This is a genomic window from Beggiatoa leptomitoformis (assembly GCF_001305575.3).
Lineage (GTDB): Bacteria > Pseudomonadota > Gammaproteobacteria > Beggiatoales > Beggiatoaceae > Beggiatoa > Beggiatoa leptomitoformis.
The window spans coordinates 1,638,785-1,657,876 of the sequence record NZ_CP012373.2; the positions used below are offsets into that span (position 1 = coordinate 1,638,785).

The 19,092-nt window shown below is 40.2% G+C and carries 13 protein-coding genes; 7 read left to right on the forward strand and 6 right to left on the reverse strand.

The window, feature by feature from the left end:
• Positions 1-74: 74 nt before the first annotated feature.
• The 3 genes from AL038_RS06855 to AL038_RS06865 all read left to right on the forward strand — a co-directional run bounded on the left by AL038_RS06855 (position 75) and on the right by AL038_RS06865 (position 5,009).
• Positions 75-3,542 carry a YhaN family protein gene (locus AL038_RS06855; protein WP_062150869.1) on the forward strand — a complete coding sequence of 1,156 codons (3,468 nt, stop codon included), beginning with the start codon at positions 75-77 and terminating at the stop codon, positions 3,540-3,542.
• 98 nt (positions 3,543-3,640) lie between these two features.
• Complete coding sequence (locus AL038_RS06860) at positions 3,641-4,270, forward strand: carbonic anhydrase (protein ID WP_062150872.1); 630 nt, start codon at positions 3,641-3,643, stop codon at positions 4,268-4,270.
• Between the two features lie 46 nt (positions 4,271-4,316).
• On the forward strand, positions 4,317-5,009 hold the full coding sequence (locus AL038_RS06865) for an MBL fold metallo-hydrolase (protein ID WP_201800136.1): 693 nt from the start codon (positions 4,317-4,319) through the stop codon (positions 5,007-5,009).
• Between the two features lie 85 nt (positions 5,010-5,094).
• On the opposite strand, the gene AL038_RS06870 is transcribed toward AL038_RS06865, so the two are convergent.
• From AL038_RS06870 to AL038_RS06880, 3 genes are read right to left on the reverse strand one after another with little or no spacing between them, the layout of a single operon-like run.
• The gene (locus AL038_RS06870) at positions 5,095-6,492 is read right to left on the reverse strand and encodes a DUF3131 domain-containing protein (RefSeq protein ID WP_062150875.1); all 1,398 of its coding nucleotides are present in this window, start codon (positions 6,490-6,492) and stop codon (positions 5,095-5,097) included.
• A gap of 42 nt (positions 6,493-6,534) precedes the next feature.
• Positions 6,535-7,962 (reverse strand): DUF3131 domain-containing protein, encoded by a 1,428-nt coding sequence (locus AL038_RS06875; RefSeq protein WP_062150878.1) that lies wholly within the window; start codon positions 7,960-7,962, stop codon positions 6,535-6,537.
• Between the two features lie 37 nt (positions 7,963-7,999).
• Entirely contained in the window at positions 8,000-9,307 is a 1,308-nt protein-coding gene (locus AL038_RS06880) for a DUF3131 domain-containing protein (RefSeq protein WP_062150881.1), read from the reverse strand.
• A gap of 208 nt (positions 9,308-9,515) precedes the next feature.
• Here AL038_RS06880 and AL038_RS06885 point away from each other — a divergent pair, with 208 nt between their 5' ends.
• The 4 genes from AL038_RS06885 to AL038_RS06900 all read left to right on the forward strand — a co-directional run bounded on the left by AL038_RS06885 (position 9,516) and on the right by AL038_RS06900 (position 12,235).
• Positions 9,516-10,112: a hypothetical protein gene (locus tag AL038_RS06885; RefSeq protein WP_145917068.1), complete on the forward strand. Its 597-nt coding sequence runs from the start codon at positions 9,516-9,518 to the stop codon at positions 10,110-10,112.
• 16 nt (positions 10,113-10,128) lie between these two features.
• A complete protein-coding gene (locus AL038_RS06890; protein ID WP_062150886.1) occupies positions 10,129-10,500 on the forward strand; it encodes a transcriptional regulator in 372 nt (123 codons plus the stop codon).
• 179 nt (positions 10,501-10,679) lie between these two features.
• Positions 10,680-11,462 carry an oxygenase MpaB family protein gene (locus AL038_RS06895; RefSeq protein WP_062150889.1) on the forward strand — a complete coding sequence of 261 codons (783 nt, stop codon included), beginning with the start codon at positions 10,680-10,682 and terminating at the stop codon, positions 11,460-11,462.
• Positions 11,463-11,473: 11 nt separating this feature from the next.
• Positions 11,474-12,235, forward strand: coding sequence for a ferritin-like domain-containing protein (locus tag AL038_RS06900; protein WP_062150892.1), 762 nt, complete (start codon positions 11,474-11,476; stop codon positions 12,233-12,235).
• A gap of 71 nt (positions 12,236-12,306) precedes the next feature.
• Here the strand turns inward: AL038_RS06900 and AL038_RS06905 are convergent, their stop codons facing one another.
• From AL038_RS06905 to icd, 3 genes are all read right to left on the reverse strand, one after another.
• Positions 12,307-14,559 (reverse strand): patatin-like phospholipase family protein, encoded by a 2,253-nt coding sequence (locus tag AL038_RS06905; RefSeq protein WP_062150894.1) that lies wholly within the window; start codon positions 14,557-14,559, stop codon positions 12,307-12,309.
• Between the two features lie 392 nt (positions 14,560-14,951).
• Positions 14,952-16,346: a ribosome biogenesis GTPase Der gene (gene der / locus AL038_RS06910; protein ID WP_062150897.1), complete on the reverse strand. Its 1,395-nt coding sequence runs from the start codon at positions 16,344-16,346 to the stop codon at positions 14,952-14,954.
• A 675-nt stretch (positions 16,347-17,021) separates the two neighbouring features.
• The gene (gene icd / locus AL038_RS06915; RefSeq protein ID WP_062150900.1) at positions 17,022-18,785 is read right to left on the reverse strand and encodes an isocitrate dehydrogenase (NADP(+)); all 1,764 of its coding nucleotides are present in this window, start codon (positions 18,783-18,785) and stop codon (positions 17,022-17,024) included.
• Between the last annotated feature and the right edge of the window lie 307 nt (positions 18,786-19,092).

A 19,092-nucleotide genomic window follows, 5' to 3' on the forward strand; every position in this document is an offset into this window, starting at 1 on the left:
GTAAAAAGTATGCTGTATTTTGCAATAGAACCCGTGCGAAAATCTATTTGCACTTACCAAATATCACGATAATCATGAAACTTTTGCATCTTAATCTTGCTGCTTTTGGACGTTTTACCAATAAATCCTTAGATTTCTCTGCGACAGATACAAATTTTCATGTCATCTATGGCACGAATGAGGCGGGTAAAAGTACCACACGTCGCGCCTTGACACATTGGCTATTTGGCATTCCTGAACGCACGGGCGATGCCTATCTACACGCCCCCGACCAATTGCGGATTGGCGGCAAGTTGCGGAATATGTCAGGAGAAGAATTATTATTTTATCGGCGCAAAGGACGCAAAAATACCCTGCTCGACTGGCAGATGAACCCCTTAGCCGAAGACAGTTTATTGCCTTTTTTAAACGGCATGACAGAAGCCCGTTTTACCGCCTTATTTTGTTTTGACCATGAATGTTTACGTCAAGGTGGAGAAGATTTACTACAGGGCGGTGGTGATGTTGGCGAAAGTTTATTTGAAGCAGGAACAGGCAGTTTAAAACTACGCGAATTACTAACCGAATTAGACCGTGAAGCTGACGAATTATTCAAAGCCCGTGCAAGCAAGCCCCGCTTGAACCAAACGATTAAAGCCTACAAAGAAGCCTGCTCACGCATGAAAGACTGCTCATTATCCGCAACCCGCTGGGCAGAACAAGCCAAATCCCTAGACGAAGCCTATATTCAACATCAGCTTTTAAGTGAAAAGTTACGCGCCCTACGCGCCGAGCAACACCGCCTCACCCGCATCCAACGCACTCGCCCCTTATTACATCGTCATCAAGACGTGACTCAACAACTAGACCCGTTACGAGCGGTTATTACCCTCGCAGATGACGCAGCAACGCGACGGATTCAAGCCAACTTAACCCTCAATACCGCACTCGCCCAAGAAAAACAAGTGCGTCAAACCATTGCAGAATTACAAGCACAAGCGGAAAGCCTAATTATTCCCGACGCGCTACTCACACATAAAGACACGATTTACAACTTACGTGAACGATTAGGAAGTCATCAAAAAGCCGCCCGCGATTTACCCGGTGTGCGCACTGAAATGCGCACAATAGAAGCAGAAGCACAAATGTTATTACGGCGGATTTACCCACAACTGACATTAAGCGATGTGCCAACCCTATTTATCAGCAATCCACAACGGGAACGCCTAAAACAACTCGCTGATGCTTACCCCGCCTTGCGTGAAAAACAGGCCAGTTTGCAAGACCGACTAGAAAAAATTCAACAACAGTTAATTCAACAAAAAAATGTATTAGACGGTTTAGCCCTCCCCCCCGATTTAAGTGAATTAAAAGCGGCGTTAGGACGTGCGTTAAAACAAGGCGATTTAGAAGAAAGTTTAGCGAAAGAAGATAAAGAAGTACGTTTATTAACGGTTAAAGCCGATATTGGCTTGAAACAACTAGGATTATGGACAGGCAATTTAGCCCTATTAGAACAAGTTGCACTCCCCCCCACAGAACGGGTCGAACAATTTGACCGCCGATTTAAAGAAGTAGAAAACGACCGGCAACGGGTAAAAGAAAAACTGCTAGAAACTCGGCAACGGGTCAGCTCTGCAACCCAAAAAATCAACGCATTACAATGGGCAGGTGAAATTCCAACCGAAGCCGATTTACACAAAGCTCGAGATGTACGCCAACAACGTTGGCAATCATTAAAACACGCACAAGCCACTGCTGAGATGTATCACACCTTTGAGGATACAGTACAACAAGCCGATGATATTGCTGACCGTTTACGCCGCGAAGCGCACCGCGTTGCCGAACTCGCCGCCCTCATGGCAGAACAACAAAATGCCCAGCGCGAACAAGAACAACAAGCCAAAAAATGGCACGGATTAAATGACCAGCTTGCAGCTTTAACAACCGAATGGGAAACCGTGTGGCAAGCGTTAGGCATTAAACCATATTTACCCGCTGAAATGCGGAGCTGGTTAAATGATTGTCAGCAATTGCGCCAACAAGCTGAGTTACTGCGTGAACGTCGCCAACATTTAGAAGTAAAACAAGAGCTAATTGCCAATTTATGTCAATCCTTGACCCAAGCCTTAGTTAAATTACCACAAAATAGCTTACCACTAAGCCGTTTAGCCGATTTAATCGAACAAGCGCAAGCCTGCATTGCCGAAATAACGGATTTACAACACCATCGTGATGATTTAGAAAGACAAATTCGTAATCAAACCGCAGAACAACAACGCTTAGAATCCAGCCATTATCAAGCGACAGACGCACTAAAAACATGGCAAGCCGATTGGACAAAAGCCCTTTTGCCCTTGCAATTACCTTTCGACACCGCACCTGATACAGCCCGTAATGTGTTGGATAGTTTAGAACAAATATTAAATAAAATTGATAAAATCAGCAGTTTACGCAGACGTATAGAACGTATGGATGAAGATGCGGATGTTTTCCGTCATGATGTCGAGCGCGTGGTACAGAACTTAACCCCTGAATTATTTAATGAACCTGTAGAACAAAGCGTGCCGATGTTATCCAACCGTGTCAGCCAAGCAGAACGTGAACTCACTCGTTTTGAACAACTACAACAGCGATTACACAGCGAAAATGAACGACTGCACAAAATTGTCGATTCTGTCCAAACCACACAAGCCCAATTGCAAGCCTTATTGACGCAGGCCCATTGCCACGATTTAAAATCCTTAGAAATTGCCGAACAAGCCTCAGCGAAAAAACAAATGTTACAACGGCAACTACACGAAGTAGAACAACAGCTTACAGAACAAGGAGAAGGCTTATCTTTATTAGATTTAGCGCGTGCCGCAGATGCAGTGGAAGTTGAACAACTGACAGAACAACTGGAAAATTGCACCGCTCAGATTCAAACCTTAGAAAAAGAACGTTCAGAATGGGACCAGAAAATTGGTGAATTGCGTTTATTACTAAAACAAATGGATGGCAACGCCGACGCAGCACGTGCGGCAGATGAGGCACAATTAGCCCTAGCAGAAATGCAAGAATTAAGCGAGCGTTACACACACATTTATTTAGCCGCCAGTGTGTTACGCAAATCAATAGAACGCTATCGTGAACAACATCAAGCCCCTTTATTACAACGGGCTAGCGAATTATTCGAGCGTTTAACGCTGGGTAATTTTCAAGGCTTACAAGTTGGTTTTCATGGGCAAACTGACCAACCAATTTTATTAGGCTTGCGCCAGTTAAACCGTGAAGGCATCGCCACCACAGGAATGAGCGATGGCACACGTGACCAACTTTATTTAGCTTTGCGCTTAGCCAGTATTGAACGATATTTAACTAAACAATCCATCATGCCATTAATAGTTGACGATATTTTATTAAATTTTGATGATGACCGCTCATTAGCAACTTTAAGCGTATTAAATGAAGTTGCCAAACACACCCAAGTATTATTTTTCACTCATCATCGACGCTTGGTAGAATTGGCACAAACGGCTGTAGAAGGCGTAATGGTGCATGAAATGAAGGATGTGGCGTAGTGTTTGTTAGTAACTGTATTGAATAGACCAAGTTAGACAACACTTGTTTAGTGTGTTCTATTTTAAGCTTTTTGTTTTTTTCTTAGGTTATTTATCTTATGGAACTTAAAGATGTTTTTAAAAACAATGAAAAATGGATAGCTGATAAATTAGCAGCCGACCCAGATTATTTTAATAAACTCTCACAAGGTCAAAATCCTGACATTCTTTATATTGGCTGTTCTGACAGTCGTGTGACGGCTGAAGAGTTAATGGGCGTGCAACCGGGTGAGGTTTTTATTCATAGAAATATCGCTAATATGGTGATTAGTATCGATGTTAATGTCATGTCGGTTTTAAATTATGCGATTAAACATCTAAAAGTAAATCATGTTGTTGTTTGTGGACATTATTGTTGTGGTGGGGTTAAGGCTGCAATGCAGTCAAAAGATTTGGGCATTTTAAATCCTTGGTTACGCAATGTTCGCGATGTGTATCGGTTACATAAAAAAGAATTAAATGCCATTTTAAATGAGGATAATCGTTATAACCGTTTGATTGAATTAAATGTGCAGGAACAATGTATTAATTTAATTAAAACGGCTGCCGTGCAACAAGCCCATAAAGAAAGAGGCTTAAAAGTGCATGGATGGGTTTTTGATATTTACACGGGTAAACTCATTGATTTAAAAATTGATTTTGATAGAATTTTAAAAGATATTATGGAAATTTATGATTTAGGGATGTAGTGTTTGCAATGCAACCTTTTATCTAATACTAACAGGAGTATTTTTTGTGATAGCGGAAAAACCTTTTTCAATTACTGCACTTGAACTTGGACCGATGGAAAATTTTATTTATTTAATCCATGACCATGCAACAAATCGTGCTGCTGTCGTTGACCCCGCATGGGATGTGCCTGCCATTATTGCAGCGGCTGAAGCACAAGACGTACAAATTACGGATGTGTTATTAACCCATAGTCATATTGACCATATTAATGGATTGACTGAGTTATTAAAGGTTTATGATGCACAAATTCATTTATTGAAATCTGAAGCGCAGTTTTGGGGAAAATATCTGGATTTACCAACATTGCATCACGGTGGTGATGTTGTGAAGGTGGGGAAAACCGAGATTGATATTTGGCACACACCGGGACATACACCGGGTTCTGCTTGTTTTCATTTGGCGGGTAATGTGCTGACGGGTGACACCTTATTTGTGTTTGGCTGTGGGCGATGTGATTTAAAAGGCGGAAATCCTGAAGAAATGTTTAATACATTAAAGCATATAGGGACTGCGTTATCGGCTGATACGATTATCCATCCGGGACATAATTATGCACAAAATCCAACCTCAACCATCGCCGAGCAATTAGTGGGGAATCCTTTTATGCACTTTGACCGTGTTAATGATTTTGTTGATTATAGAATGAATATTCACGATAAAATCAGAGATATACCTTATGAAGCCGTGCGTCGATAAGTATTGTTATAAAAAGGGGCTGAATCAGGATTTTCAGCATTATTTAATATTCTGAAAAGCTGATGAATTCTGATTCAACACATTTTTATGGTTTTTTTGTACAGACATCACGGGTTTGCGGAAAGCAGTAGGGAGGACGTTTAAATTCATCGGCAAGCAATACATCAATATAAGTTTGTTTTCCAACGGGTTTATATAATTTCCCTACTTTTTTATAAAATAGCGATTCTAAAACGGTTGCGTTGGTTGCGCTGGTAAATGTTCGTTCATGCCCGCCTGTTTGTTCATAGCGTCCTTCGTACCAACCTTTATCACCTTGATACATCGTCTTAATAAGATTCATGAGTGCATCGGTATAAGGTGTTTTCCACAAAGCCCATAGACCAAAAGTTGCACGGGTTGATACGAGCGCGAGGTGTGGCAGGTAATTGCCTTCTGTATCCAAGGTATTCCATGCAAAGCCACCTGCAAAAATGCTGTCTTGTACAAAATAGGGTGCGAAACCAATGGCATGGTCAGTACGTGCAGTAAAAATTTTGTCTTTTGCATAACGTTCTGCTTGTACTGCATAAATATTGCGTGCGCTATCTGCCATAAAGCTATCGGTGTAATACGTTGGTGTGCTTTGTGTGTCGTCGGTTTTGTCCCAATTAAGCTCTAATCCATGAAGTAAATAAGGCATACTCACAACGGGCGAGTAATTACCAACTCGTCTTGGGTCGCGTGAATCATAAATAATATCAATGCCTAAAATATTTTTTACTGCATAGGGAACTTGGGTTTTATAAGTTTCAAATCCCCAAATTTGGTAGCCCGTTTGTGCATATTCGGTATAGCCAATGCGGGTATCATCGTACAGTTTTGCCGCTTGTTGTTCATCTTTGTATGCGCCTGAGATATTTCCACAATCATCAACAATTTCGCAGAAATGCCAGCGCAGCACGGCTTTGTCAACATATTCGCTATATTGGGGTAAACGGGTTTTTAGGATGTGTAACCAAATGAGTAAACGCCCAATATCTACGGCTGACCAGCCAATATTGTCGGGTTCATTGGCGTAGTTGGTCATATTACCTTGACTGGCATGATATAACTTGTTGGGCAGTTTTCCAAAAGCAAGGTCTAGGCGATTGAGAAAATTGAGTAGCGTTGAAATGCGCTGGTCAAACACGTAGTCATTGATAAGCTTTAATTCTTTTGCGGCAAGGGTAGCGGCAATGGTATCGGCAATATCCCATAAACTTGCGGAGGGATAACCATCTTTAGTATTGACCATGCCCGTTGCAGGGTTATAGTTATTTTCAAAGTATAACCATGCAATTTTTGCCCATTGTTGTTCTTCTTCGGTTAAATCGCCGTGTCGCCCTTGATAAAAAATAGGCGAGGTTGATAGATTTTCCGCGCCACGGTGTAAGCTACGCACAAGAACACCACAACTATTGAGCAGGCAAAAACAACTTAAAAAGAGAAAAACCCGTTTCATAGGTGGTCACAATCCTATTATGCTTGGTGGCGGAGTGGGTTGTTAATGTCCTGTTAAACATTGTTTTCCAACTTTTTCTGCATCCGTTTTTAAGGTTTTTTCCCACAGTCCTTCTGGCGGATTTTGCAGTGCATCAAATGCTAATAAATGCCCCATTGTTTTATAAAGTAATCCTTCTAGCATGATGCCGTTATTATTTGAGGTAAATGTTTGAATAACGCCTCTGCCATCTTCATAAACCCCTTCATAAAAACCTTTGGTTGGGTCATGTTTTTCTGCAATAAAATTAAAGAGACTATTGGTATAAGGGGTATCCCAAACAGCCCATAATCCCAGCGCGCCCTTTAATGCTACGGCGGAAAATTGCGGAACGTTTTTTCCTGTTTCTGTAATCGTGTTCCAAGGGAATCCATCCGTGTAGATAGTGTCGTACACAAAATAGGGGTCGCTGTCTAGTTGGTGTTCTGTGCGTGCGGTGAAAATGCCTGTCTGCCGATAGCGGGCTTCTTGTACAGCATAAACCCGTTTAGCAAAATCAAGCATGAAAGTATCCGTATGTTGGGCATTTACGGGTGATTTTGGAATAATGGTATTCCAGTTAAGTTCTAGTGCATCTAATACATAACTTTCTGTCACCACATAATTATGAGCCACTAACTCGCGCGGGTCTCGGCTATCATAAGGAATATCAATATCATATATACTAACCGTTTTATAGGGTTCTACTTTGCTGGCTTGTGGGGTTTTAAATCCCCATAGTTGAAAACCCTTTGCGGCATATTCTTCGTAGCCTAAGCGACCTTCCTGTACATACACCGTTTGTTGTTGGTCATTTAAGTGCGCACCAAACATCATGCCGTTTTTGTCTATCATATTGCAGAAATTCCAACGTAAGACAAAACTATCGATAAGGTCGGCGTATTTGGGAGCGGGATAGCGTAATTTAATAATTTTAAAAAGAATTAGCATTCTACCCAAATCTAACGCAGAAAATCCAATTTCTCCCGGTTGATTGGCATAATTTACTTTTTCGGTGGTTTGTGTGTGATATACCTTGTTAGGCAATTCGCCACGAAATAAGTCGAGTTTACTCAAGGTTGTTAATAACGTGGTTAGACGGTCATCAAATTCTGTCGCGTCTATTAAATCCAGCATCTGTGCTGCCATTAATCCGCCTAAATAAGACCCTGCGTCCCACATCGTCACTGAAGGATAATCTTGTACAGCATTGACAAACCCTGTTTTTGCTTGGTAATTATTTTCAAAATATCGCCATGCAATTTGTGCCATTTGCCGTTCTTTTGCGGTTAAGGGCGCGGGCTTACGAAATTCAGTTGCATGTTGTAGTGCGTCTTGCGTAATGCTACTGCTATGGGTTGGTAATGGACTTGGTACAGGCTCGCTAGGAGAATAAATATTGTTACAAGCCACTAAAAATAAACTGTTAAATATCAAAAGAAAATAACGCATAGTAATTTATTCAGTCGGAGAAAAGAGAAATGAAAAACTATCGAAGTTTTACCAACTTTCCTGCACGTTGATAATTTAAACTTTCTAAAATAATGGCATTTGTATTAGCCGTAAGGGCTTTATTCGGTTGTTGACTGTGTTCGTATAATCCTGCATACCAGCCGCGTTCTTTATCATATAAGCCGGTCACTGTTGCCATTAAACGTGCGGTGTAATCTGTTTCATATAAGGCATTCCAACCAAAAACGGCTTTAACACTGAGGGATTTAAATTGACTTGCATCTTCTCCCTTATCTGTCAAGGTGTTCCAAAACTTTCCGCTACTAAAAATTGTGTTATATACAAAGTAAGGGGGTTCATCGATGTGGTCTTCGCTCACGGCAGTTAAAATATTAGTATTTTTAAAGCGTTCTGCCTGTGCCTGATAAACACGATATGCGAATTCAGCCGATGTTTGGTCCCAACCGAACTCTAACCCGTCTAAGATATAGGATTCACTAACAACATAATTATGCGCATCATATTGGTCGGGTGTGCGATTATCGGTTGGAATATCTATATGATAAACTGATAAAAACTTAAGAAAATTAACATAATTCGCAGCAGTACCCACATCTAAACCTAATAATAATAATGATTTAGCTGCATATTGTTCGTAGCCTAATCGTCCTTCTTGCACATAATGAGTATCGCCTGCGCTATTCACGATAGCCCCCATCATTTGCCCATTGTGTACCAGTGCAGAAAAATCAAAGCGTCGCATAACAGATTGAATAGCAATAGTATGTTGTGGATATTGCCATACTAAGATATTAAACGGGACTAATAAACGGGCGATATCAATTGCTGACCAACCGATGCCGCGAGCAATGGGATGATTATTGTAATCCGTCATTTCCAATGTTAGCGTATTATATGATTTATTAGGTAGTTTATTATCAAATAAGGGCATTCTTGCCAAACTGGTTAATAAAAGGGAAACCCGCTGGTCAAAACTAAAGGGGGAAATAATTTCCAATTGACGCGCACTGATTAATGCCATTAGATAGGAAGCAGTATCCCACATTGTGGTTGAAGGGTATTTATCCGCAGAATTAACCAATCCTGTCTGTGCCTGATAGTTTTTCTCAAAATACTGCCAAGCAATTTGTGCTTGCTCAATCTGAACCGTGCTTAATGCCTGTGATACACGTAAAGGATAATTAGCTTCTTTAGGAATATTCAAGGGATTATGCAGGGTACTATCTAACATATTAAGACGCTCCACGATAAAAAAAGAAACCAATAAAGCAATGATAAAAACAATGTGGCTACGCGCTCGAACTAAGCCTTCTTTAAAAGTCATTTGTGCTTCCCTAAATCAGTACAACGAGATTGAACTATGCCATTTTTAAATAATAAAGAAAATCAACAGTATTTTTATATAGCGTATATTCAACGCTACTTCTAAAACATATTCAATATAATATGCTTAATTGCATCAACTCGGTGTTTAAATAATCATTTTTCAATTTAACTTTACAATGCAAAGTAATTACGTTATCGTTATTTTCATGGAAATTGACAAAGCCCTAAACCAATTGGCAGAAATTCACGCCCATCTATCCCGCACAGAATTTTATCGTGGATTGCGGGCGTTGCCTGTTGCACTCACCGCCTTTAGCGCATTATTTGCAGCCGCATTACAATCAATTTGGTTAGACAAAAATCCTTATTATTTTCTTATGCTTTGGGTTAGTGTGGCGATTGTCAATATCTTGCTCACGCTGGGGTTGCTTGCGCACCGTTACTACCATCATCAAACCGTATTAGCCCGTGAAAAAGACCATGCAATGTTTTTACAATTTGCCCCGACTCTCTTTGCGGGTGGCTTAGTCAGTTTAGTTGCTGGGCAGGTGGGGGAAGAGCTAATCCGCTACTTACCGGCCCTGTGGTGTTTAATTTTTGGACTCGGTGTATTTGCGTGTCGTCCTTACCTACCGTTTAAAATTTTTTGGGCGGGTACATACTACTTGTTTGCAGCAACGCTTCTTTTTATGCAAGCAACAACAGGCGATAGTTTACAGCCATTTAGCATGGGTTTAGCATTTGGTATTGGGCAATTATGTATTGCAGGGATTCTCTATTGGGATTTAGAGCGTCACAGCTAACACAGGTTATTCCGTTATGACAGCAGATAAACAAACAGGTCGTTATGCCTATGATGGCTTAGACCGCATCATGCACGAAAAAGCCCGTTTGGGAATTTTAACCTCACTTTTAACCCAAAAAGAGGGGATTTTATTTAATGATTTAAAAGTATTATGTACGCTAACGGATGGCAATTTAAGCCGCCATCTTAAAGCCCTAGAAGAAGAAGGCTTGGTTAATCTTGATAAAAGTTTTCAAAACAACCGACCTCAAACCCTCTGTTATTTAACACCAACAGGACGACAACGGTTTTTAGCCTATATTCAAGAATTAGAACGTGTTATTAAAGATACTGAATTAGCTGCAAAACAGCTCACAAATGAAAATGGGGATAGCATTGTCGCCTAAAACCGCTTGTACTTATCGCGGTTTTTTTAACCCTTAATAACTTTGTTATACAAAGGTTAAATAATGCGCACATTTTAGTTTATTAAGCAATAAATGTGTCAATCAGACTATATGCAATAAGTCTCCCTATTATCGTCTTTTATTTTAATTATTTACTTTGCAATATAAAGTTATCTACTATGCAAAACGACTATTTTGGCAGTGATATAACCCGTAAGATTTGGGGAGATATAGAGAATATTCTCTTGATTTATGTTGGTACAGCGGCTGAATTCCCATTGATTCATGAAAATCACTGGTTGTTCAAAAATTTAACCTTTACCCAAAATCCCCAACAACGCTTTGTAAATACCTTTTTATACAACCAAACCCTGTTTTTTTCTCCTAAACAACAAGTCCCCCAAATGCTGATTGCTATTCGTGCTATTCATCAGCGTTTAGAAGCTAGGCAAGAAACCAGTATTTCTAATCATGCTTTTATCGAAGTCTTAAGCATGTTAGTTGAATATGGTATTCAAGGTTATCAGTATTTACATAGAACTACCTTAAATTCAAGTGAAATAGAAGCGTATTATCAAGATATACACGTTATTGCTCAGGGAATGCAAATTAAAGATTTTCCGCCAACTTATGCAACATTTTGTGAATATCGCGCACAACACATACAAACACAACTAACCAAAAACCTCTATACCACTAAATTTTATAATATTTATCAACAAGATTTAGGAAAATGGCGTTATTGGATATTGTGCCAATTTCAAGCCTATTTTGTTGCCCCAGCAATTAGTCAACGGCTTGAATTACATCGTCATCCACTTTTTTACCTTGGTTATTGGGCTTATCCCTATCTTCGCTGTGCGTGGTTATTAGGGCTAATTTTGCGATTATTGGTAAAACCCGATGTTGTTACCGCTTTAACCGCGTTTAAACACATGGCTCAACCAAAGCATCGTTTTTGAGGATATTTATTATGTTCAATAAAATACATTCACAAACTTGGTTAAAATATTTCATCAGCAACCAAAAAACCCCACAACAAATTGATTGGTATCTACCTGATAATCTATCCGCAGAACAGCAAGCAGTGATTCAACAATCGCTTCAAGCCTTTCAACGAGTAGAATATTCTGAAGGAAAAAATCTATTACACTTTGCAAAACAATATGCAGCAGAACAACAAGATGAGGATTATGTTTCTGCAATAGTCTTATTTATTCGTGAAGAGCAACGCCATGCACACTTATTGGCAACCTATATGAAAAAATGGGGCATCCCAACGGTTAAACATCATTTTTTAGACAACGCATTTCGGGGGTTACGTCGTCGGTTTAATTTACGTTTTTCTATTAGGGTGTTACAAGCCGCAGAGATGACTGCCGAAGTGTATTACACCGCATTATCTCGAAGCACTTCTTCTGTTTTATTAAAAACAATTTGTGCCGATATTTTGCAGGATGAACGCGCGCATTTACGGTTTCATGCGGAGCAGTTAGTGATAATGGATTGGGAAAAAGGCGTATTAGGTCGGCTCAGTGGAAATTTATTGCAAAAACTATTGTTTTATCCCACGATATTAGTCATTTGGCTTGGCTATGCAGATACTTTTCGGGCGGGTGGGTATGATTTTTCACGTTATATCGCGCATTGCCAGTGGGTTTTGTATCAAGGCTTAAATTATATGAATGCGTATTATGCACAATTAGATAAGCCATTAGAAAAATTGGCTTTTTAATGCATATCTCTCTCGCAAAACGCGCACGGATACCACCCGTTTGCAACAGTGGTATCCGCGTTATATCAGACTTAAAACAAATTACCCAGCGAAATTAAGAAGCGTACACTTCCCCCCTCTGTGTAGCCCGTCCCAAATAACACCATGCCTAATGGGCTATCCCAAACAACCGCGCCTAGTCCGCCAAAGAGTAAATCATTTAATTTGACATCTTCAAGTTTATCCCACGCATTCCCCGCATGGAGTGAGGTTAATAAGCGTACATCACCCGGTAAATATTGTTGTAAAGCCGCTGTTTTAAATAATCCACCCACTTTAAGCACTAATGCGTGCTGTCCACCAATATCACCTTCAGGATAACCTGCTAATAAGTTAATCCCACCCGCGCTAAAACTATCATAAGAAGGTGCTTCTGAACGTAGGGTAGAATCAAAATTAATATCGGTCATAAGTGTTGCTTGGTCGCCAATCGGTAAATGTTGGCGGAAATACAAGGATACTTTTTGATAATCTTCATCTGACCCTAAAGATTCCTCAAAGGCGTATCCTATCAAGCGAATTTTCGTACCTTTTAGGGAAAAAACACGATCGTCCAAACTGTCATAACCCACATCAACCACAATGCCTGTCCGTTGAAAATGTCCAACAGGCAGTTCCTCAGAATTTCCTATACGCAATTTATAAGATAAATCATCGTGTTGCAATCCAAGTTTTGCAACGGCGACGTTGCCAAAATTCATCCCAACATTGCCACCCAGTCTTAAACCACTGATGTCGTACTCACCAATCCCTTGTTGTTGTTTGAAGATAGAGGGAAAGGTTCTAATCCAACTGGCATAAGGTTCAACAAAGAAACGTTGTTTATAATCTAGGGGTTGATAGAACTGGGTTAAAAAACTATAGCTCGTACCCACTGCTAATTCATTAATCCATTCGCCACCTAACGCATTTATATTTAAGCGTTCATGACGAATTAAAAGATTAAAATCCGTTTTTGCATCAAAGGTTGTGGAGGCATTAATTCCAAAACGTACATAATCCGCCCCCCAACTTTTTTCTTTTACCTCAAAAGAAATTTCATCTTCCCCTTGCGCATTTTTTTCCACTTTATAAAAAACTTGTTCAAATTCATTGAGTGACATGATGCGGCGGGTAACATGTTCTATCTGTTCTTTAGTAACCGCTTGTCCTACCAAGCCTTCCGCCTTTGCCATCAGAATATGGCTATCTGTGCGTTTATTGCCCGTAAAATGAATAGCAACAGGTTTAATCACATCTTTAAAAGGGATAAATTTTGTTGCCCGCACACGCAGTGCTGATTTATATTTTTCATATTCTTCAGGGCTTAAGGCAAGAGAGGATAACATGGTTTTCTTTTTCATCGTTGCTTCATAGCCTTTTGCGATTAACCCTGCGGCTTTAGCAAAATCAGTCGCGCCATATTCAGCAATGTCAGGAATAATAACCATATCTGCATCTTTCATGGCTTTACGACTATTTTGAATTAAAGAAACATAAAGCGATTGTTTTGCAACAGTTAAAAAAGAACTATTTGCTTCTATTTGTTCCAATGGGGTTTCAATATTAACGGCAATAACAATATTTGCCCCCATTTGTCTAACAACATCCGTTGGAATATTATCTAAAATTCCGCCATCTACTAGCACTCTGCCATCAATTTCAACGGGTGAAAAGGCAAACGGTACGGCCATAGAAGCGCGTAGTGCAAGGGCTAAATCACCTTTTTCTAATAAAACGGCCTCACCTGAGTTTAAATCGGTTGCAACCGCCTTAAAAGGAATGGGTAATTGGTCAAAATGATCAACGTTAATACCCTGTGTCATATAACGTAAGTTTAAAAATAAATCTTGCGCACCAATAAAACCACTGGGTACAGAAAGCCCATGCGCCCCAACACCTGCTTCTAAGTTAAATAAACGGCGTTGATTTTGTTTTTCTCTATAGGTTAATTGCTCTCGGTCTGGTTCACTGCGAAACATGCCTGCCCAATTGATTTCATAAGCCGCCTTATCTAAATCATTTGTGGTTAAACCGCTTGCATATAAACCACCGACAACACTCCCCATGCTCGTACCTGCAATATAATCAATAGGAACATGAAGTTCTTCTAGTGCCTTTAATACACCAATATGTGCCATACCACGCGCTCCTCCACCTGATAAAGCAATGCCTATTTTGGGGTGGGGTGGTGCTGTTGACGATGCAACAGAGGCAGAGGATTCTGCCGCAAGCGTTGTTTGTCCTAACCCCGCACACAACAAACAGAGGTAAATAATACGGTTGCAGACACGAATTACTGTCATTTCAATATCCTTCAAACACTCACGAGTGAATAAGACAACATTTTAAATTAAGGGGTAATTCTCTCATTCACCAAAGATGCCATTGCGTGATGACATAACACAAATTAACTTTATGATTCTACCTGATTGATAAATTCAAGAGAGGCAACTGATAAATGGTATTGATAGTAAAGGAAGTAGTTACTAAAGAGTGATTACTATATCACGACAGATATTCAGGGCGAGAGAGGCACTATTTATTTCTAAATAGAAATTCTTACAATAAGAAAGGATATATAAAAATCATTATCTGAATCAGGCTATTGAGAATAAACAGGATTAAAAAACCCTGACTTTCTGTCAATCCTAAATCAGATAAGTTTCGCATTCATCTTAAATCTAAATTTGTACGACTACTTACTCCGACGGACAAAACGCATTAATCGCTGTCTTTTTTTCGCTTGATGTGCCGTTAATGGATTCTTGCGTCCTTGATACGGATTTTCACCTTGTTTAAATTCAATCTTAATAGGTGTTCCTTGTAAATCAAAGGTATCCCGAAAGAAATGAATTAAATACCGTCTATATGCATCAGGAACGGATTCTACTTGCGAACCATGAATGACGAACAAAGGCGGATGTTGTCCCCCTTGATGAATATAACGCATTTTAATCCGTCTGCCGTGAGATAAAGGCGGGGGATTACGTGTAAGCGCATCTTTTAAAACGTCATTTAGCAAAGGCGTACTTACATGTTTATGAGCAGCCGTCCATGCAATATCGACCGATTTATACAAATGCCCAACACCCGTACCATGCAAAGCGGAAATAAAATGAATTTCTGCAAAATCAATAAAATGTAATTTGCGACTCAGATTATAACGCACTTGCTCACGTTCAGATTGCGTTAAACCATCCCATTTATTCACGGCAATAATCAATGCTCGCCCGCTGTCTAACACGTTTCCTAATAAGTTCGCGTCTTGGTCGGTCATTCCCTCACGTGCATCGATAATCATAATGACAACGTGCGCGGCTTCTACGGCTTGCAATGCTTTTAATACGCTATACTTTTCAATAACATCTGCAATTTTTGCGCGTCTTCTGACACCTGCTGTGTCAATCAACGTATATTTTTGCCCATCCCGTTCAAATGGAATAAAAATGCTATCACGAGTTGTTCCCGGTTGGTCATAAGCAATAACGCGCTCATACCCTAAAATCCGATTAACCAGTGTTGATTTTCCTACATTAGGACGACCAACAATCGCAATTTTAATACCCGCCGCTTCCGCATCCTCATCCGCTTCCTCATCTGGGGAAAAATCCTCCAACACTGACTCCATCAGAGCCTCTACGCCGCGCTGATGACTGGCTGAAATGCTATGAACAGGATTAAACCCTAAGCGATGAAAATCGACATTAACAAGTTCAGATTGCATCCCCTCAGTTTTATTAATAACGAGATGAATTGGCGTATTAAAACCGCGCAATTTTTGTGCAATCATCTCATCAATAGCGGTTAAACCCTCTCGCCCATCCACTACAAATAATACCCTGTCTGCTTCTTGGATTGCTTGCAACGCCTGTTGTGTAATGCGTGTCGCAATGCCATCACTGGCATCTGTCAAACCACCCGTATCAACCAGTAAATACGGCATACTACCGATTTTACCGCGTCCTATTTTACGGTCACGGGTCAAGCCCGCTTGTTCAGCCACAAGCGCATCACGGCTTTTGGTTAAGACGTTGAACAACGTGGATTTACCGACATTAGGACGACCCACAATGGCAATGGTTGGTAGCATGAAAACTCTCTAAAAAACGTAAGGTAATTTAATAATGGGAAAGCACGGGGAAATTTTTAGATAGCTAATTGATTAGCGTGGTGTGGTATAAAAATAATACTTTAACCGAGCATTATACCCGATTTTACATTTTTCTTCTATCAATCTCTGCATTCTTCCTACGGTAGCAATTTATAGGTAGAACCAAATTGCTGGATAATTTATTCGCTGAGAAACGAGTGTAAATATTGCTGAAAAAACATTAATCTATATAGCTAACGCACTTTAAAATGATTATTGTAGGGTGGAATAGGCGCAAGCCGTATTCCACAACAGTGCAAGCTTTCTGCATAAACTCAGCTATTTTTGGCGTTTTATGGTGGAATACGCTACGCTATTCCACCCTACATTAACCTGAGTTCGGGATAAGAAATAGGGAAAAATTAATAAATTTAATTGGTTTATCTCGTTCCCACGCTCCAGCGTGGGAACGAGAATTTCTTATCCCGAACTCAGGTTACATTAAGCTGCTTTTTAAGTTGCGTTAGCTATATTAAGATACAAAAGTCTTGCTAATCCCGCAAATGCTGATGATGCAGATAAAAAAAGCCCTCATACTTTACAACAGGTATGAGGGCTTTATTTTTCAATCACACGTTTTTAAAGGCTTGTGTTAAATCTGAAGAATCAACGGCTTTATTCTGGAATCCAACCGAATTCTTCAACGGTGCGGAATACATCAGTATCGCTAACAATCCCAATCGGCGCGCCGTCTTTTTCAACCACAACGCGACGAATATTATTGTCAGTCATGATGCTAACACAATCATGTAAAGACGTATCTACAGGCACCATTTGCAACGGCTTGGTGGTGACTTCAGACACTTTAACGCTGGCAGGGGAACGATTGGCGTGAATGATTTTTGTCAACACGTCTTTTTGCGTCATAATGCCCCAGTTGCCATTCGCATCAGGCTTAACAATTAAGCTACTGATGTGATGTTTACGCATTAAGTGCATCGCTTCTTCAACAACCGTGCTACCGTCAATAGACACTAAGTTAGCAATCATGATGTCGCCAACGGTATGGGGTGTGCGTCCAGAAGCAACCATTGCCGCTTGCGGGTCAGCAACCCGTTTGTCTTCGCGTTCTTTACGTTCTTGCTCAACGGCTTGACGACGTTGATGACGTAATTCTTCAAAGTTGGCAGTGCCTTGAATTTGCGCAATTAAGGCATCACCAAAACCGCTGGTAGATACTTCAACCGCACCATCCATCTGACGGGCAAAGTCATAAGTTACTACTTTTTGTTCAATAACTTGTGGGTAGGCAAGGGTGATTAAATCAGCCGCTTCTTTCCAGCCCAAGTATTCCAACATCATCACGCCACTGAATAATAATGAACCGGGATTCACTTTATCCAAATTAGCGTATTTAGGCGCAGTGCCATGTGTCGCTTCAAAAACAGCAACGTGGTCGCTGATATTCGCACCGGGGGCGATACCAACACCACCCACTTCAGCAGCGATTGCGTCAGATAAGTAGTCACCATTTAAGTTCATGGTGGCAAGCACATCGAACTCGTCAGGACGTAACAGCATTAATTGGAAAATAATGTCGGCAATACGGTCTTTAATGACGATTTTGCCTTCTGGCTGTTTGCCACCAAATTTGCTGTATAACTCTTCTTCAGTAATGGTGTAATCGCTAAACTCTTCACGCGCGACTTCATAACCCCAGTTACGGAATGCACCTTCGGTGTATTTCATAATATTGCCTTTGTGTACCAGCGTGACACTTTCACGATGGTTATCAATGGCATATTGAATGGCTTTACGGACTAAGCGTTTGCTAGCAAAAGGACTAATGGGTTTAATTCCCAGACCGCAATCATCGAAGAATTTTGCTTTCATTTCTTCTCTGAGGAATTTTTCCACTTTACGCATTTCAGGTGAACCTGATTGGTATTCAATCCCTGCGTAAACGTCTTCAGTATTTTCGCGGAAAATGATGACATCAACCAATTCAGGATGACGTAAAGGAGAGGGAACGCCTTCATAATAGCGAACAGGGCGCACGCAAGAATATAAGTCTAAATCTTGACGTAAGGCAACGTTCAAAGAACGGAAACCACCGCCAACAGGGGTAGTCAAGGGTCCTTTGATGGAAACAACTAAATCTTGTAATAAATCACGGGTTGCATTTGGAAAAATATTGCCGTCATACATCTGGGCGGCTTTTTCCCCCATGAATAATTCCATCCAATGAATCTTACGTTTTCCACCGTAGGCTTTTTCTACAGCAGCATCCCAAACACGTAAGCAAGCCTTTGTAATATCAGGACCGATACCATCCCCTTCAATGTAACCCAGAATTGGATTATCGGGTACTACCATTTTATTGTCTTTAATTGTAATTTTTTGACCGTTTACAGGTAAGGTCAGCGTTGGAGCTGGCATAGTTCCTCCGTTAGGGTTAAGGCATAGACAGGGTGAGAAAACATTTTTGAAGCCTAATAGTTTAATATATAACCTTATAAAATCGTATCCATAAATAATATTTATTTTGCAATGGCATATTGATTATACAACTATATTCTATTTTTTAATTGGTTATATTTATTATGCGGTATTTTTACCCCATGTGTAATGAATATATTCATTATTATTAGACTTAAAATAAAGTAGTTAGCATTTATTTTTATAAAACACTAGATAAACCAACTAATTGAACTTATTAATAGTGTAGTTAGATAACCTAATTGGA

Bases quoted from the DNA above. Each gene is read 5' to 3' on its own strand.
- AL038_RS06855 (WP_062150869.1), top strand. From the start codon at position 75: ATGAAACTTTTGCATCTTAATCTTGCTGCTTTTGGACGTTTTACCAAT.
- AL038_RS06860 (WP_062150872.1), top strand. From the start codon at position 3,641: ATGGAACTTAAAGATGTTTTTAAAAACAATGAAAAATGGATAGCTGAT.
- AL038_RS06870 (WP_062150875.1), bottom strand. From the start codon at position 6,492: ATGAAACGGGTTTTTCTCTTTTTAAGTTGTTTTTGCCTGCTCAATAGT.
- AL038_RS06875 (WP_062150878.1), bottom strand. From the start codon at position 7,962: ATGCGTTATTTTCTTTTGATATTTAACAGTTTATTTTTAGTGGCTTGT.
- AL038_RS06880 (WP_062150881.1), bottom strand. From the start codon at position 9,307: ATGACTTTTAAAGAAGGCTTAGTTCGAGCGCGTAGCCACATTGTTTTT.
- AL038_RS06885 (WP_145917068.1), top strand. From the start codon at position 9,516: ATGGAAATTGACAAAGCCCTAAACCAATTGGCAGAAATTCACGCCCAT.
- AL038_RS06890 (WP_062150886.1), top strand. From the start codon at position 10,129: ATGACAGCAGATAAACAAACAGGTCGTTATGCCTATGATGGCTTAGAC.
- AL038_RS06895 (WP_062150889.1), top strand. From the start codon at position 10,680: ATGCAAAACGACTATTTTGGCAGTGATATAACCCGTAAGATTTGGGGA.
- AL038_RS06900 (WP_062150892.1), top strand. From the start codon at position 11,474: ATGTTCAATAAAATACATTCACAAACTTGGTTAAAATATTTCATCAGC.
- AL038_RS06905 (WP_062150894.1), bottom strand. From the start codon at position 14,559: ATGACAGTAATTCGTGTCTGCAACCGTATTATTTACCTCTGTTTGTTG.
- der (WP_062150897.1), bottom strand. From the start codon at position 16,346: ATGCTACCAACCATTGCCATTGTGGGTCGTCCTAATGTCGGTAAATCC.
- icd (WP_062150900.1), bottom strand. From the start codon at position 18,785: ATGCCAGCTCCAACGCTGACCTTACCTGTAAACGGTCAAAAAATTACA.